Source organism: Pseudomonas sp. IPO3747 (assembly GCF_013385245.1).
In the GTDB taxonomy this organism is placed as follows: Bacteria; Pseudomonadota; Gammaproteobacteria; order Pseudomonadales; family Pseudomonadaceae; genus Aquipseudomonas; species Aquipseudomonas edaphica.
In genome coordinates this window covers 937,238-952,922 of the sequence record NZ_JACAQL010000002.1, presented here as the reverse complement: position 1 = coordinate 952,922, position 15,685 = coordinate 937,238, and the positions used below count along the sequence as shown (strand labels likewise).

The 15,685-nt window shown below is 61.4% G+C and carries 18 protein-coding genes; 4 read left to right on the top strand and 14 right to left on the bottom strand.

Going from position 1 to position 15,685, the window contains the following annotated elements:
* Nucleotides 1–4 precede the first annotated feature (4 nt).
* Complete coding sequence (locus tag HX790_RS05725; protein WP_017135200.1) at nucleotides 5–1,102, top strand: amino acid ABC transporter permease; 1,098 nt, start codon at nucleotides 5–7, stop codon at nucleotides 1,100–1,102.
* A gap of 11 nt (nucleotides 1,103–1,113) precedes the next feature.
* A complete protein-coding gene (locus HX790_RS05720; RefSeq protein WP_003171943.1) occupies nucleotides 1,114–1,878 on the top strand; it encodes an amino acid ABC transporter ATP-binding protein in 765 nt (254 codons plus the stop codon).
* Nucleotides 1,879–2,097: 219 nt separating this feature from the next.
* Here HX790_RS05720 and HX790_RS05715 read toward each other — a convergent pair whose 3' ends face one another.
* Both HX790_RS05715 and HX790_RS05710 read right to left on the bottom strand, forming a co-directional pair.
* Entirely contained in the window at nucleotides 2,098–2,586 is a 489-nt protein-coding gene (locus HX790_RS05715; protein WP_138449595.1) for a type II toxin-antitoxin system MqsA family antitoxin, read from the bottom strand.
* On the bottom strand, nucleotides 2,583–2,894 hold the full coding sequence (locus HX790_RS05710; RefSeq protein WP_138449597.1) for a type II toxin-antitoxin system MqsR family toxin: 312 nt from the start codon (nucleotides 2,892–2,894) through the stop codon (nucleotides 2,583–2,585). The genes HX790_RS05715 and HX790_RS05710 overlap by 4 nt, the downstream gene beginning before the upstream one ends.
* Before the next feature lie 159 nt (nucleotides 2,895–3,053).
* Between HX790_RS05710 and HX790_RS05705 the strand changes: the two genes are divergently transcribed.
* The gene (locus HX790_RS05705) at nucleotides 3,054–3,713 is read left to right on the top strand and encodes a FadR/GntR family transcriptional regulator (protein WP_138449599.1); all 660 of its coding nucleotides are present in this window, start codon (nucleotides 3,054–3,056) and stop codon (nucleotides 3,711–3,713) included.
* Nucleotides 3,703–4,968: a CynX/NimT family MFS transporter gene (locus tag HX790_RS05700; RefSeq protein WP_138449601.1), complete on the top strand. Its 1,266-nt coding sequence runs from the start codon at nucleotides 3,703–3,705 to the stop codon at nucleotides 4,966–4,968. The genes HX790_RS05705 and HX790_RS05700 overlap by 11 nt, the downstream gene beginning before the upstream one ends.
* Here the strand turns inward: HX790_RS05700 and HX790_RS05695 are convergent.
* From HX790_RS05695 to HX790_RS05640, 12 genes are all read right to left on the bottom strand, one after another.
* Entirely contained in the window at nucleotides 4,965–5,609 is a 645-nt protein-coding gene (locus HX790_RS05695) for a DUF1120 domain-containing protein (protein ID WP_138449608.1), read from the bottom strand. The two genes, HX790_RS05700 and HX790_RS05695, sit on opposite strands and share 4 nt — an antisense overlap.
* Nucleotides 5,610–5,645: 36 nt before the next feature.
* Nucleotides 5,646–6,785, bottom strand: coding sequence for a DUF1120 domain-containing protein (locus HX790_RS05690; protein ID WP_256349238.1), 1,140 nt, complete (start codon nucleotides 6,783–6,785; stop codon nucleotides 5,646–5,648).
* Nucleotides 6,786–6,796: 11 nt separating this feature from the next.
* The gene (locus HX790_RS05685) at nucleotides 6,797–9,250 is read right to left on the bottom strand and encodes a fimbria/pilus outer membrane usher protein (protein ID WP_369683567.1); all 2,454 of its coding nucleotides are present in this window, start codon (nucleotides 9,248–9,250) and stop codon (nucleotides 6,797–6,799) included.
* Nucleotides 9,251–9,378: 128 nt separating this feature from the next.
* The gene (locus HX790_RS05680; protein ID WP_099548442.1) at nucleotides 9,379–10,083 is read right to left on the bottom strand and encodes a fimbria/pilus chaperone family protein; all 705 of its coding nucleotides are present in this window, start codon (nucleotides 10,081–10,083) and stop codon (nucleotides 9,379–9,381) included.
* 33 nt (nucleotides 10,084–10,116) lie between these two features.
* Nucleotides 10,117–10,803 (bottom strand): DUF1120 domain-containing protein, encoded by a 687-nt coding sequence (locus HX790_RS05675; protein ID WP_169986950.1) that lies wholly within the window; start codon nucleotides 10,801–10,803, stop codon nucleotides 10,117–10,119.
* A 3-nt stretch (nucleotides 10,804–10,806) separates the two neighbouring features.
* The gene (locus HX790_RS05670) at nucleotides 10,807–11,424 is read right to left on the bottom strand and encodes a DUF1120 domain-containing protein (protein WP_017135190.1); all 618 of its coding nucleotides are present in this window, start codon (nucleotides 11,422–11,424) and stop codon (nucleotides 10,807–10,809) included.
* Between the two features lie 11 nt (nucleotides 11,425–11,435).
* Entirely contained in the window at nucleotides 11,436–12,056 is a 621-nt protein-coding gene (locus HX790_RS05665) for a DUF1120 domain-containing protein (RefSeq protein WP_017135189.1), read from the bottom strand.
* Nucleotides 12,057–12,089: 33 nt separating this feature from the next.
* On the bottom strand, nucleotides 12,090–12,728 hold the full coding sequence (locus HX790_RS05660) for a DUF1120 domain-containing protein (protein ID WP_138449602.1): 639 nt from the start codon (nucleotides 12,726–12,728) through the stop codon (nucleotides 12,090–12,092).
* 28 nt (nucleotides 12,729–12,756) lie between these two features.
* The gene (locus tag HX790_RS05655; RefSeq protein WP_099548446.1) at nucleotides 12,757–13,386 is read right to left on the bottom strand and encodes a DUF1120 domain-containing protein; all 630 of its coding nucleotides are present in this window, start codon (nucleotides 13,384–13,386) and stop codon (nucleotides 12,757–12,759) included.
* Between the two features lie 29 nt (nucleotides 13,387–13,415).
* Nucleotides 13,416–14,045 (bottom strand): DUF1120 domain-containing protein, encoded by a 630-nt coding sequence (locus tag HX790_RS05650; protein WP_171045790.1) that lies wholly within the window; start codon nucleotides 14,043–14,045, stop codon nucleotides 13,416–13,418.
* Between the two features lie 15 nt (nucleotides 14,046–14,060).
* On the bottom strand, nucleotides 14,061–14,684 hold the full coding sequence (locus HX790_RS05645) for a DUF1120 domain-containing protein (protein ID WP_176991367.1): 624 nt from the start codon (nucleotides 14,682–14,684) through the stop codon (nucleotides 14,061–14,063).
* A 15-nt stretch (nucleotides 14,685–14,699) separates the two neighbouring features.
* The gene (locus HX790_RS05640; protein ID WP_176991335.1) at nucleotides 14,700–15,323 is read right to left on the bottom strand and encodes a DUF1120 domain-containing protein; all 624 of its coding nucleotides are present in this window, start codon (nucleotides 15,321–15,323) and stop codon (nucleotides 14,700–14,702) included.
* Nucleotides 15,324–15,685: the final 362 nt, after the last annotated feature.

Genomic DNA, 15,685 nt, shown 5'->3' with positions numbered 1-15,685 from the left:
GCACATGAGTTCGCATACTTTCAAACCCGATATGCCGCCGCCGAACAAAGTCTTCGGACCGATGGCCTGGATGCGCGCCAACCTGTTTTCCAGCTGGCTCAACACCTTGCTGACGCTGTTGGCGTTCTATCTGATTTACCTGATCGTGCCGCCCATCCTGCACTGGGCCATCCTGGATGCCAACTGGGTCGGGACCACGCGCGCCGATTGCACCAAAGAGGGTGCCTGCTGGGTGTTTATCCAACAGCGCTTCGGGCAGTTCATGTATGGCTACTACCCCGGCGACCTGCGCTGGCGCGTGGACCTGACCGTGTGGCTGGCTATCGTGGGCGTGGCGCCGTTGTTCATCTCGCGGTTTCAACGCAAGGCTGTGTATGGCCTGGGTTTCCTGGTGCTGTACCCGATCATCGCCTACTGCCTGCTGCACGGTGGGGTTCTGGGCCTGACCAACGTGGCCACCAGCCAATGGGGCGGCTTGATGCTGACCCTGGTGATCGCCACTGTCGGTATCGCTGGCGCCTTGCCGTTGGGCATTGTGCTGGCGCTGGGGCGACGCTCGAACATGCCGGCGATTCGGGTGGTCTGCGTGACCTTCATCGAGTTCTGGCGCGGCGTGCCGTTGATCACCGTGCTGTTTATGTCCTCGGTGATGCTGCCGCTGTTCCTGCCTGAAGGCATGGGCATCGACAAGCTGTTGCGCGCATTGATCGGCGTGATCCTGTTCCAGTCGGCCTACGTGGCTGAAGTAGTGCGCGGTGGCTTGCAGGCGATTCCCAAGGGTCAGTACGAAGCGGCTGCGGCGATGGGCCTGGGTTACTGGCGCAGCATGGGCCTGGTGATTCTGCCGCAAGCCCTGAAGCTGGTGATCCCTGGCATCGTCAACACGTTTATCGCGTTGTTCAAGGACACCAGCCTCGTGATCATCATCGGCTTGTTCGACCTGCTCAACAGCGTCAAGCAAGCCGCCGCCGACCCTAAATGGCTGGGCATGGCCACCGAAGGCTACGTGTTCGCCGCCCTGGTGTTCTGGATTTTCTGTTTTGGTATGTCGCGCTATTCCATTCATTTGGAACACAAGCTCGACACTGGCCACAAGCGTTAGGAGTTGTTGTTATGAGCGAAGCAATCAAACAGCCTGTGAGCCCTGAAGGCATTATCCAGATGCAGGGCGTCAACAAGTGGTACGGCCAGTTCCACGTGTTGAAAGACATCAACCTCAACGTCAAGCAGGGCGAGCGTATCGTGCTGTGCGGCCCGTCGGGTTCGGGCAAGTCCACCACCATCCGCTGCCTCAACCGCCTGGAAGAGCACCAGCAGGGCCGCATTGTGGTCGATGGCGTGGAGCTGACCAACGACCTCAAGCAGATCGAAGCGATCCGTCGTGAAGTCGGCATGGTGTTTCAGCACTTCAACCTGTTCCCGCACCTGACCATCCTGCAGAACTGCACGCTGGCGCCGATGTGGGTGCGCAAGATGCCCAAGCGCAAGGCCGAAGAAATTGCCATGCATTACCTTGAGCGCGTGCGCATTCCGGAGCAGGCGCACAAGTTTCCGGGGCAACTGTCCGGCGGCCAGCAACAGCGTGTGGCCATCGCCCGTGCCCTGTGCATGAAACCGAAAATCATGCTGTTCGACGAGCCGACTTCGGCACTCGACCCGGAAATGGTCAAGGAAGTGCTCGACACCATGATCGGCCTGGCCGAAGACGGCATGACCATGTTGTGCGTCACGCACGAAATGGGCTTTGCGCGCACCGTGGCCAACCGCGTGATCTTCATGGACAAGGGCGAGATCGTGGAACAGGCGGCGCCCAATGACTTCTTCGACAACCCGCAGAATGACCGGACCAAGTTGTTCTTGAGCCAGATTCTGCATTGATCGAAGCTTGAACCCATAAACCCAGCCTGCAGGCTGCATAACCTTTGGCGAACACAAACCAATGTGGGAGCTGGCTTGCCTGCGATAGCGGTACAGCAGTGCGTACATCTGCTGCTGACCCACCGCCATCGCGGGCAAGCCCGGCTCCCACATTTGATCGCCATTGCTCTGCAGAACACCCATAAAAAGCCTGCTGGTGCCGGGTTTATTTTTGCCTGTTCAAGACGCTTTGAGGGCTTCTTGTGTTTGGTTATGGGTCGTGCAAGTAAAGGCGTTGCGCAGGTCTGCGCCTTCGGCCAGCTCTTTGGCGTCGGCGAGCAAATGCGGGTAACGGTCCAGCAGGCGCATCAACACCATCAACGGTTTGGGCGGCGTTATTTCTCCGCGTTCGTAACGTGAGAATGCGTTGTGCCCGCCACCGGACAACAACTGCACGGTTTCTTTTTGCGTGAGGTGCAGTTTGCGGCGGATACGCTTGAGTTCGGCGCCCATCATCCGTCGCGCGGCGTGCAGCAGGTCATCACTTGCCTTGGCATGGCGTTCGCTGCTGTCGGGGTCATACATGCCGTCTTCGCACAGTTGGCACTCCCAGCCGGACAGGTCCTCAATGTGCTGTTCCATGCCTTTGATGCGCAGGGTTTCACTGCGGCCCTCAAAACGCACCATGGCGTCGGGGGCGCCGCATATGAAGCAATGTTGGGTGTTCATAGGTTCATCCCTTTGAAGGAGATCACCGGTGGGTTACCGCCGGAGCAGTAAGTGACCTTGATGTAAATCTCCAGACCGTGTGAATGGATGTGGTAGACGTCCTGCCAGACGCGGTGATCGGCATAGGTGGTCATCGACTTGTACAGCATCCTGTTTTGTAGTTTGAAAACGACTGCCTGCATCTCGCTGATGTCGAGGTCGAGTTGCTTTCCCGCCTCCTTGGCTGCACGGGTGAATGCCCTGGCACCCAGTCGCCTGACATCCGCCTTGATCACCGCCAGATCGTAGTGAGGTGTGTACTTTTCCATAAGACACCTGAGTCCAATAATTACCCTTAAAGGGTAATTTTACCAATCGAAAATACTGCTCCTTTTGCTGCCTATGAACCCTAGTGCGTTGCCTTTGTGGGCAAGTCTGAATAGGCTGTAGGAAAATTCATCCTATGATTGGACGAAAGTGCAAAACTCATGACAGATATCGCCCCCCTGATCAAACGCTCCCTGGTCGATCAAGCGTTGGAGCAACTGCGCTGGCGTATAACCGAAGGCAAATGGGCCATCGGTGAGCGCCTGCCCACCGAGCCGGAGTTGTCCGCCGAGCTGGGCATCAGCCGCAATACCGTGCGTGAGGCCATGCGTGTGTTGGCGTTCTCGGGTCTGATCGAAATCCGCCAGGGCGACGGCAGTTACTTGCGCTCGATGACCGACCCGTTGGGGACGATGCGCGCACTGTCCCACTGCACGTTGGCGCAGGCGCAGGAGACGCGGCAGATTCTCGAAGTGGAGGCCATCGGCCTGGCGGCGTTGCGTCGTACCGATGACGATCTCAAAGGGTTGCGTGAAGCCCTTGAGCGCAGCGGCGAGTTGTACCACGGTGACCTGGAGGCCTATATCAGCGCCGACCTGGTGTTCCACAAGCGCCTGGTGGATGCAGCGCACAACCCGGCGCTGAGCGAGCTGTACCAGTATTTCTCCAGCATCGTCGGCGCCCAGTTGCGTCAGACCCTGAACATCTCACCACGTCGCCAGGCGGTATTCGACCTGCATATCGCCTTGCTCGACGCGGTGGAAAACCAAGACCCCGAACGTGCCAAATCCCTCTGCCGGCAGTTGATCAATGAACCTTGAAGCCAAACGTACGACTGAACTCGAAGAACTGTTGATTGACGCCGAAGCCGATGACGAAGCCGTCCAGCAGGCCCCTCCGTTGGTGGCTCGCCCGTGGCTCTTGCTGCTGGGCCTGGTGCTGGTGGCATTGAACCTGCGCCCGGCGCTGTCGAGCATGGCGCCATTGCTGGCAGAAGTGTCCAGCAGCCTGGGGTTGTCCGCTGCCAAGGCGGGCTTGCTGACTACCTTGCCGGTGTTGTGCCTGGGCCTGTTCGCGCCCACTGCGCCGATCCTGGCCAGGCGTTTTGGCGCTGAGCGCGTGGTGCTGGGGATTCTGCTCACCCTGGCTGGCGGCATCATCCTGCGCAGTTCGTTCGGTGAAGTGGGGTTGTTCGCGGGCAGCCTGATCGCTGGCGCGAGCATCGGCATCATCGGTGTATTGCTACCGGGTATCGTCAAGCGTGATTTTGCCAGGCAGGCGGGCGCCATGACTGGCGTCTACACCATGGCATTGTGTCTGGGCGCCGCGTTGGCAGCCGGGGCCACGGTGCCCCTGAGTCAGTACTTCGCAGACAGCTGGGCCGTCGGACTGGGGTTCTGGGTTATCCCGGCGTTGCTGGCGGCGTTGTTCTGGTTGCCGCAAGTCGGACCAAAGCACGGCGCCCATCAGGTGGCTTACCGGGTCAGGGGCTTGCTGCGTGACCCACTGGCTTGGCAGGTGACTTTGTACATGGGCCTGCAATCGTCCCTGGCTTACATTGTGTTTGGCTGGTTGCCGTCAATCCTCATTGGCCGGGGGCTCAGCGCCACCGAGGCAGGGTTGGCGTTGTCCGGTTCCATCATCGTGCAACTGCTCAGTTCCCTGGCCGCACCGTGGCTGGCCACCCGCGGCAAGGACCAGCGCCTGGCGATTGTGGTGGTGATGCTGCTGACCCTTGGCGGCCTGTTCGGTTGCCTGTATGCGCCGCTGGATGGCTTGTGGGGTTGGGCGATTCTGCTCGGCCTGGGGCAGGGCGGCACCTTCAGCCTGGCGCTGACCCTGATCGTGCTGCGCTCGCGTGATTCCCATGTCGCCGCCAACCTGTCGAGCATGGCCCAGGGCATTGGCTACACCCTGGCGTCGATGGGGCCGTTTGCGGTCGGCCTGGTGCATGACTGGACCGGCGGCTGGACGGCCATCGGCTGGATCTTCGCCGTGATCGGCCTCGGTGCGATTGTCGCGGGTCTCGGCGCCGGGCGGGCGCGTTATGTACAAGTGACCAGCGAGAAACTCTAGAGATACACCACCTCAAGCGTTGCCCAGCCATCCAGTGGAGTTTCCACGCTCAAGTCCAGATTCTGCCGGGCATTGATCACGGTCTGCACTGTGACTGTACCCGTCAGCGTGCCGATGGCCGTAGGCCCGCTGACGCTGCCCTCCACCTCGGTAAAACCCAGGTAGCTCCTGGAGCCGATGTCGATGGGGTTGAGGTTGGACGTGCGCCACGCCACGCCGCCGGTGGTGGACTCGGTGCCGTAGATCTGCGCGGTGGTGTTGGCCTGGGTCTGGCGCGGGTCGAAGGTCATGGAGTAAACCCCCAGGCGATTACCGCTGATATCGAACCCCAACCCATAGTAAATCTCGCTGTTGACCATGGCCGAGCCCTCGCGGTTATCGCGCATGCGCAGGGCATAGCGGGTGGGACCGCTGCAGGCGATGGCGAAAAGCAGGGGCTTGGCCGGCAGGCGTGTCGCAGTGCTCAGGTTCAAGTCTTGTTGGGCGATTTTGCCGTAGTCGATCAGTGCCCCGCCGGGGAACTGCGGCAAGCAAGCGGCGGGAACGATCAGGCCTTTGACGGTCAGGTCCACCGCCGATGCGGCCAGCACCGAGGGCGCGCAGGCCAGTAACAGCAGGCTGGAAAAAATGCGGGTTTTCATAGGGCGTTTCATGGGACGGACTCCTTGCAGTGACGGTTACGGGTACACGATCTCGAGGGTGCCGGAACCATTGATCAGCACCACCTCACGCAGGTCCAGGCTTTGCATGGGTGCCAGGTAAGTCTTTATACGTACCGTGCCGGTCAGGGCCTGGATGGCGACAGGGCCTGTGGTGACGCCGGTTTTGTCGGTAAAGCCCAGCAGGCTGTTGGCGGCCATGGGGATTTGCCGGGCTGTGGAGCTGCTCCACGCCACGCCGTTGCTGGTGGAGTCGGTGCGGTACAACGTGGGCCAGGTATCGGCGCTGAATTCCGCCGGGTCGACAGTCAGGTAAAAACGCCCGATTTTGTTGCGGCTGGCATCCAGGTCCAGGCCATAGGCGGTTTCATCGGTGCCACCGGTGGCCGACCCGTCGCGGTTATCAAACATGCGCAGGGCAAAGCGTGCCGGCGCGTCGCAGGTCACGCTCAGGCGCAGGGAGCGGGTCGGCAACGGTGTCTCGTTGGTGGCGCTCAAGTCCTTGGCGTACAAGGTGCCGTAGTCCACCACGCCGTGGTCGGACAGCGTCGGCAGGCAGGCGATGGGCGCAAAGTGCGCGCGCAGTGTCAGTTCCCGGTAACGCCCGTGCTTTGCGCCGTACAACGTCCCGGTGGTTTCCCAGGTGGTGGCATCGCGCACCTGCGTGGCGGCGAGGTCGGCCCAGGCGCGCAGGGTCAGTTGCAGCGACAGGGTTTTACCCGTGAGCACTGCGCCTTGTTCGACCGGTGCTATGCCGTGGCCGGGGCGCCACTCCAGCACGTTGCCATTGGTAATGGGCGCCTGGCCGGCGGCGGGCAGCAAACCCAGTTCTACGCTGCGGCCATCGAGCACGGCGTTGCCGACTTCGATGGCATAACTGCCGTGCTCGGTAAATTGCAGGCGTTGCGGGTTGGCGGCCAGGGCGCGGTAGAACAGGCTGAGGTCTTCAGCCTGCGGGCAGTTGACTGTCACGCTCAGGCGCCGTTCGCCGAGCAGGCGTTGCGCCGCGCTGTCGGCTTGCGCCAGGCGACTCATCAGGCCGAAATCCACCAGCGGTTCGCTCACATTGAGTTGGCATTCTTCCAAGGCCTGGGCAGTGCCGGCTACGCCGACCAGCAGCCACAGGCACAGTTGACGCATATAAGGTGTGATGGGCATGGCGGTCATCCTCAAGGCAGGTTGCAACGTGCGGGAGCGGTTTCGAAGTACACCGCCGGGTCGGCTTTTTCCGGCAGTTCGTAGCGCAACTCGCAACGCCCGCTTTGCGGCGTGGTGATCCACAACGTCGGCTGTTCCAGCACATTGGGCAGAAACACCTGGCTGCCGTCCTGCACCAAGGTGACGAATTCGCCACTGGCAGTGCTGACGGAGGCGCCCGCAGGCAGCGGCGCGCCCTGGTCGTTGCTGACGGTAAGCAGCACGCGACGGGTCAGGCCGACGCCAAATTCGACGCGGTCCACCGCGCCACGCCCGGCCGAGATCATCGCCAGGCCGTTATTGATATCGGCATTGCGCGGCAGTGAGCGTGTCTGCACTTCAACCGGGCTGCGCCCGTATGCGGCCACTTGCGGCACTACGGCCTGGCCCTGCCAGTCGGTCCACACCGGGCCGCTGGGGGTGCTGAGCTTAATGCCGCTCATGTCGCCGACCGACACCACGGCAAAGGTGTCGCGCACCGGGTAGGGCGAAAAGGTCACGCCGTCGCCGTGCAGCACCACACCGCCACGAGCGCCGCCCTGGTAGCTCGAACGCTCGGCGTCGGAGCGGCTGTAGCTGAAATCGAGCTGGCTGTAGCGCGGCAGTGCCGAGACGCCTACGGAGGTTTCCACCTGATGGTCACTGCTGTCGTGTTCGGCGCTGACGCGGTAGCTGAGTTGGTCGTCGATCTGTTCGGTCAGGCCCAGGCCGGTACGGTTTTCACCGCCGGAATTGCGCACCCAGCTGCGTAGCCTGCGGCTCTCGCCCAGCGGTACGCTGATGTTGAGATAGACGGCGTTGTCTCGCTGCTCGCGGCCGCCCATTTGCCACTCGGCACTGGCCGACAACGACACGGCGCCGATACTGGTACCCCAGGACGCCAGCGCGCGGCTGCTGCTGTCACCGGCAAAGTTGGACGAGCGCGAAACCCCGGCACTGAAGGCGCCCAGCAGCGGATGCGACCAACCCAGGTTGAGGCTTTGCTGGTCGCGATAGCGGGAGTCGCGACGGCTGTCATTACTCTCATGGCTGTGGTCGCGCTCATAGGTGCTTTCTTCGAGTTCGCGGTAGCCGATGCTGCGCCAGGAGTTGGCGGCGCTGACCGACCACTGTTCGCTCAAGCGCTGGGACCATGACAGGTCGGTCTGTACACCCGAGACTTTTTCCCAGCCCTGGGTGTTGGACAGTTGGGTTGACAGCTGGATCTGGCTATCAAGCCACGGCGACCAGCCCAGGCTGGCGCCTACCGAACGGTATTCGCTGGCGGCCAGCACGCCACTCCCCAGTGTCAGTTGCGGGTGCAAGGCGCCGGTCCAGCCGGCACTCACCACCCAAGGATCATCACCCCTGGCGTCACCCACATTGCGCACTCGGCCTGCGGCCACGGAGTAGCCCGGTGCCGGCAACCCGAGGCCAAGCATGGCGGCGGGCACGGTGAAACGTCGCTCACCGCCAACACTTTCCTTGACCGTGACTTCGACATCCGAGCGCGTGTTCAACCGACGTACATCGTTCAAGGTGAAAGGCCCGGCAGGCACCACGGTGGAGTGAATCAGTGCTCCGTTCTGACGTACTTCCACTTGCGCCGGGCTGTTGGCGATACCTTGGATCTGCGCGCCCTGACCCTGTTCTTGAAGTGCATGTTCGGTCAGCACCTGCACGCCGGTGATCTGCGCACCGGAGAGCACCGGGTTGTAGAGGTTGATCTGCCCGGCCTGCAGCACCGCCTGGTGGCTGGCGAAGGTGCGTTGCGCGTAGGCCTCCAGATGCGTACTGCGCGACAGGCCATCCTGCCAGGTCTGCACCTGGCGGCTGCGCACGATCCAGTCGCCGGCGTTGAACCCGACTTCGGTATTGGCCGAGCCAAAGCGGCTGGCGTCATCGCCGAAGCGGTTGTAAAAACCGCTGAGGTCATAGTTGAGCAGCCCGGCAAAACCGCCGGTTTCGTACCCCGAGATATCCTGCTGCACAGGGCGCAGGGCTTCGGTGGGCACCACCAGTGACACCGTCAGTGTCGCCGGGTCCGGCTCCACCAGGGTTTGTGGATACTGCGCGAGAAAATCCCGGCAGCCTGGCGTCTCGCTGGGCGTCACCAGGTCAGCGGCGTCCAGCAAGGCGCGGTCCAGGCACAGGTTGCCCTGTTGATCGAAGGTCAGATCCTGTCGGCCACGGCGTTGGCCGTTGACCCGCAGGTTAACGGTGTGCCGCCCGGCAGCGAAGCGCGGTGCTGCCAGCAACAGGCTGGCCAGCTGTGGGTCAATGCCACGCTGATGCAAGGTCTGGGCGTCGAAGCCAACCGGGCTGGAATCGTCGGCCCAAGCCTTGTCGGGCACGAGGGCACACAGTAACAACACCAGCGGCAAGGTCTGGCAGACGGGGGTATCGGACACGGCTTCGCCGTCACGGTAACTCAATACTGTTTTCACGCAAGGTACTCGAGTAGTGAGTGCACTGGCCCCCGTTGTGTCGGGGATTCCAGGCGCTCTGGTGACGGTCAATAAGCCGTCACTTCGTTATCCAGGTGCCGGTCTGTCACGACACCTGTGGTTGTCAGTCAGAGGGTGATAGGGGCGTCGTAGGCCTTGACCGCAAACCCATACACCGTGGCCGGCTGCAGACGCACCGTTCTGGCCTGGCCACCGCTGGCCGGTACGCTCAAAGCTTCGCCCGGCAGCACATAGGTACGCGGCAGCATTGCCCTGCCGTCACCGGGCAACAGCAACAGCTCCTGTGCAAGGCGCACCACATAAGGCGTGTCGTTGCGCACCTGTAATTGGCCGTCGCGCAGCGTCCAGGTCAGGTCGGTCCAAGGGGTGCGGTTCGGCGCAAGGCCCTTGGGGTGCACGATCACGGGCAGGTTCTGGCGCACGGTCACGCCCACACGGGCGTGACCGGCGGCGGTGGCGGCGCGACCTTGGGGCATACCTTCGAACACTGCCCGTTTAAGCCGCTGGGTCAGCAACGGCTTCTGGTTTTGCAGAATGAAGCGCACCAGCTGGGTTTTGGACGCTTCTACCCGTGACAGCGGCGGTGTCACCACCAACAGCGGCTCGGTGTCTTCAGGAATGTCCTGCAAGGTCACATGCAGCAGCGCGAGCTGGCTGTCGGTATTGGTCACCGACACCGCCGCTTCGCCTTCGGCTTCATGCACGATCACCACGGAGGTGTCCGGGACCATGCCGTCGGCTTTGACTTGATTGCCAAGGATCAGCAGCAGGGCGACAAGGCCCACCACGGTGTTTGAGAATGACGTCGTCATGATGGGGTTTCCATTAGGCCAAAAGGGGGGCGGTCAGAGGTAGCGCAGGTCCAGGACAATGGCGCCGTCGAGCGGGACCTCCTGGTCCAGGGTCAGGTACTGCGAAAAATTGATGGCGGTGCTCACCTGAACCTGGACGGTCAACTGGCCGATGAAATCCGGTTGGCGGTCCCCGACTGGCGCAAAGGCCATATGCGCGCGCGGGTAAGCGTTGGGCTCCTGTGACCAGGTTTCGCCGTTGTCGTTGGACGCCAATACCTGCATGGGCTGCGCATCGCCCACTGCGTTGCGATAGGACAATGCCACGGATCCCAGGCGCTCCTCTGGGACGTGGATGTTCCTGCCCAGCCCGTAGAAATAATCGGGTGCCGACGAGGAGTCGGCGCGATTATCAATACCTACCAGCGCAAACAACATGGGCCTGGCGCACTGCACGCGCAGATCGAGCATCTGGATAGGCAGCACGGTGAATTCGTCGGCGTTGAGGCTATGGGAAGGAATCTTGCCGTGATCGACGGTGCCTTCATTAGTCAGCTCGACATGGCAGGCGTCCGGCGTTATCCGGCCGGTTACCGTGAGGTCGACGGTCGAGGCCGCGTGGGCGTTGACTAAGGTGGCCAGGCAGAGGAGCAGCACAGCCACGCAACGGCCAACGGTGTTCAGTACCGGCACAGGTAGGCGCAGCCCATGCCCGGCGGTAGTCAAGGGATGGGCGGCCATGGGTTACAGGTACTTCACTTCAACGGTGGCCGAGCCATCGATGGTTACCTCATTGCTGAGGTCCAGGCTGGCGGCGGCATTGATGATAGTGAGCACTTCCAGATCGACGCTCAGGTTTTGGATCGGCAGCGGCTGGGTGTCGTCGCTCATCGACGCTGCCGCCATGTACATGCTCGGCTCCCAGAATTTTTCGGAGTACCAGGTTTTGCCCTGGTCCATCGATGCGATGGGTTGAACGGTCACGCCGTCGGCAACCATGCCGCGCCAAGTGAGGGAGAAGTGGCCCAGCTTCTGGGTTTCGTTGATAAAGCCCAGGCCGAAGTCCGTGGTTAGACCTGAGGCTGCGCGGTTATCGATGGGGTGCAGAGCAAACTGGATCGGCGCGTCACAGTCGACGGTCATCGACAGGGTATGCACGCCAATCGCGGTGCCCCGGTCCGGGTTCAAGTCCTTGGCAGACACTTTGCCGTGGTCGATCATGCCACCGCCGGACAGGCTGGGCGTACAGGCGCTGGGCACAATCAGGCCTTTGACGGTCAGGTCGACGCTGCTGGCGGCAAAGGCATTGGCCGAACTGAGCAGCAGTGCGCTGACGGCCAGGGTGGTCAATCGAGTGTTCATCGGGAGGTTCCTTAGAGGTAATTGACTTGCACGGTGGCGTGACCGTCGATAGGCACATCGTCGGTCAGCGTCAGGCTGCTGGCGGGCGCAATGTGGGTGATCAGGCGTATCTCGGCGTCCAGTTCCTGGATCGCAATCGGCACCACGCCGTCGTTGTCGGCGACCGCCGTCAACACGGTATGGCTGAGCATCACTGAAGGCATCCAGGTGACGCCGCCATCCCGTGAGGTGATGGTGCGCACCGGTACGCCGTCGGCCACCGGCTGGTAGAGACCAAGCCCGGCATCGCCGAGTTTTTCATCGCTGGGGGTCAGGCCCAGGCCGTGCCAACTGAAGTGGCTGGCGGTGGTGCCGGCGCGGTTGTCGATGGTGTTCAAGGTAAAAAACGTCGGCCCTTCGCAGCGCACGCTCAAGAGCATGGTTTCTCTGGGCAGGTCGGTGTAGGTATCAGCGTTGAGGTCCTTGACCGACACCTTGCCGAAGTCGACATTGCCGCCGCCGGAAACCACTGGCGCGCAGGCGCTGGGCGTGATGATGCCCTTGACGGTAAGGTCCAGGCTGCTGGCGGCCAGCGTGAGAGACGAGGTGCCCAACAACAGGGCGGCCAGGGGCGCCGCTCTTAAGTAAGTCATCGTTTAAACCTTCCTTAGTAAGAGGATGAGGGGTTACAGGTACATCACTTCCAACGTGGCGGAGCCATCGACAGGTTGTTCCTGGGTCAATGTCAGGCCACTGGAAGGGGCGATAGTGGGGTGAACCACCAGGTTGCTGGTCAGTGCCTTGATCGCGATGGGCGCCCAGGTGCCACTTGCGTTGTTGCCGAAGGCGGCGAGCCTGCCACGCATCCAGATGGCGTCCTCACTGTTTTCGCTCCAGGTGGCGCCGTTGTCACGGGAGGCCAGCTTGCTGACCGGCAGGTTGTCGGCGAGGTAGTTGGTGATAATGATCACGTAGTCGCCGACCCGCTCTGTTTCGTTGATGAACCCCAGGCCATACGAGTAATCGTTGGGGCTGCTGGCTGAGCCGGCGCGGTTATCCACACCATTGAGTGCAAACAGCGTGGCGGCCTCGCAGCTGAGGTTGAATGGCAAGGTAGTGGGCGGCAACGGAGTAGCCTGGTTTTCTTGCAGGTCCTTGGCGGCGATCTTTCCGTAGTCGGCAACACCGCCTTGGGCCAGTGCCGGGGTGCAGGCGCTGGGGGTAATCAGCCCCTTGACGGTCAGATCGATGCTGCTGGCGGCGAATGCTGGGCCGGCGCAGATCAGCAACAATGTCGCGGCGATGGGAGTGCGGAGGCTAGCCATGGGTCACATCCTGTGATGTTAGAGGGGGTTACAGGTATTTCACTTCAATTGTGGCGGAGCCGTAGATGGGGACCTCAGTGGTCAGGTCCATCCCGGCAGTTGGAGCGATAAGGGTTTGCACCTTGAGATCGGCCGTCACCAGCCGGACTGGGGTGGGCGCCCAACTGCCGGTCGAACGATCGCCAAACGAAGCGAGGTAGGCGGCTGGCCAAGTGTCACCTGGGATATTTTCCTGCCAGGTGAGGCCGTTATCGGAGGACTCAATCACGGAGATCGCTGCGTTGTCGGCTATAGGATTGCCGAAGGTCAGGGAGTACCCGCCCAATTTTTGGCCGCTGACCAGGCCCAGGCCATACCTGTTCATCGGGTCATGGGAGTCGCCTACATTATCGATGCCCTTGAGGGCCACCAGAGTTGGCGCCTCGCAGGTTATCGCCAGTTGCAGCGTGTGATTGCCGATGACCGTCCAATTGTCCGGCTTTAAATCCTTGGACGCGATTTTGCCGTGGTCGATGACCCCGCCGCTTGAAAGGCTGGGGGCACAAGCGCTGGGTGTGATCAGCCCCTTGACGGTCAGATCGATGCTGCTGGCGGCGAATGCTGGGCCGGCGCAGATCAGTAACAATGTCGCGGCGATGGGAGTGAGGAGGCTAGCCATGGGTCACATCCTGTGATGTTAGAGGGGGGTTACAGGTATTTCACTTCAATTGTGGCGGAGCCATAGATGGGGACCTCAGTGGTCAGGTCCATCCCGGCAGTTGGAGCGATAATGGTTTGCACCCCAAGCCCCGCAGTCACTTGCTGGACCGGTGCCGGCGCCCAACTGCCGGTCGAGCGATCGCCAAACGAAGCGAGGTCGGCGGCTGGCCAGACGTCTCCTGGGTAAATTTCGCGCCAACTGAGGCCGTTATCCCGGGACCCAATCACGGAAATCACCGCGCCATCCGCCATTGGGTTATCTAGTGCCAGGGTGTACCCGCCGAGTTTTTTGCCGCTGACCAAGCCCAGGCCGTAGGCGTTGCTCGAGTCGTAGGCGCTACCTTGATTGTCGATGCCCTTAAGGGCCAGCAGGGTGGGTGCATCGCAGGTGATCGCCAGTTGCAGCGTGTGATTGCCAAGCAACGTGTAGCCGTCCAGCCTTAAGTCTTTGGCGGCTACTTTGCCGTGGTCGATGACCCCGCCGCTTGAAAGGCTGGGGGCACAAGCGCTGGGTGTGATCAGCCCCTTGACGGTCAGGTCCACACTGCTGGCGGCGAACACTGACGAGGCGCTTGTGAGCAACAGCGCAGCGCTGAGCAGGGACAGCGAGGTCTTCATTTCAACGGTCTCCATTTACAGGTACATGACTTCAAACGTTGTGGAGCCGTCCAGCGAGACTTCGTTGGCCAGGCTCAAGCCGTTGGCAGGCGCAACGGCGGTGTGCACGGTGATGTCCATGAGCGCGTCCTGCACCGGGTGCGGGGCCCAGCCGGAATCGCCACGGCTGCCCAGGGCCACCAACATATCGTCTTCTACGGGGTCCTCTGGATAGAGCGGCGCCCAGTCGCGCTGTTCGTACTGGTAGAGCAAGGTCGAAGGCGTTTCGGCGACGGGGTTGCTGAACATCAGTTGATACCCGCCGAGCTTTTCTGTGCCGTTGGCCAGGCCCAGGCCGTAGGAGCCTCGGCCAATGGTTGAGGAACCGGCTCGATTGTCGATGGGGTTGATGGCAAACAGCGTCGCCGCCTCGCAGTTCACGCTCAACTGCAATGTCTGGTCCTCAAGCCAGGTGTGGCTGTCGGGGTTCAGGTCTTTTGCTGCGATTTTTCCGTAGTCCACGGCGCCCGGCAGGTTGGGAGTGCAGGCGCTGGGGGTGATCAAACCCTTGACGGTCAGGTCCACGGAACTGGCGGCGAAGGCGGATGAGGTAATGGCGAGCAACAGCGCGCTGCTCAACAGGGGCAGGCAGGTCTTCATTTGGGAAATATCCATTTACAGGTACTTCATTTCAAAGGTCGCAGAGCCGTCGATTACCACTTCGCTGGTCAAGGTCAGGTTTCTTGCCGGTGCAATTGAGGTGTACAGCGTCATGTCCATGATCGCGTCTTTTATCGGGTGGGGTGCCCAACCGCTATCGCCCTGGCTGCCCAGCGCCACCAGATCGTTGGGGGCGATGGCGTCATCTGTAAGGATCTCCGTCCATCGGCCCTCGGAGTTGAACATCGCAATCAGAGTGGAGGGCGTTTCGGCGGTGGGGTTGGTGAACGTCAGCTGATATACGCCGAGCTTCTGGTTTCCGTTGATCAAACCCAGGCCAAAGGCGGCGCCGTGAGCGGCGGAACCGGCTCGATTGTCGAGGGGGTGGATTGCAAACAGTGTCGCCGCGTCGCAATTGACGCTCAGTTGCAGGGTCTTTCTCTCAAGCGGCGTATAGCTGTCTAGGCTCAGGTCTTTTGCCGCGATTTTTCCAAAATCGACGTCACCTGGCAGGTTGGGTGTGCAGGCGCTGGGCGTGATGATGCCCTTGACGCTGAGGTCGACGCTGCTGGCGGCGAACACCGATGAGTTCATGGCGAGCAGCAGGGCACTGCTCAGCAGGGATACAGAGATCTTCATTTCATTTGTTCCATTACAGGCTGGCAGATTGAGGCGCGTGCGGGGCCACGCCCGACCCGGTATGAACGGGTGGTTGGCCAAGCGGCGGTCTCGGTGTTTATTGGCTGTTGCCTGGGAGTGGCAAGCCGACCCTCTTTGGGGTGGGCACAATTTAGCGAGGGGGGCGAGCAGGGGAAATACAACTAATACGACATTGGCAGGGCGGTGTGAAGGCGATGATTCAGGGGGGATTTTCGTAGTTGTTGTATGGGCTTTGGTTAACTCGAAAGGTTATTTGTTTTTGGCCGATAGCATTCAGAAGAATGCGTCGACCATTGCTGCATGATAGGCCTCAAGAGCTATTGCATCAGTGCTGCGGATTG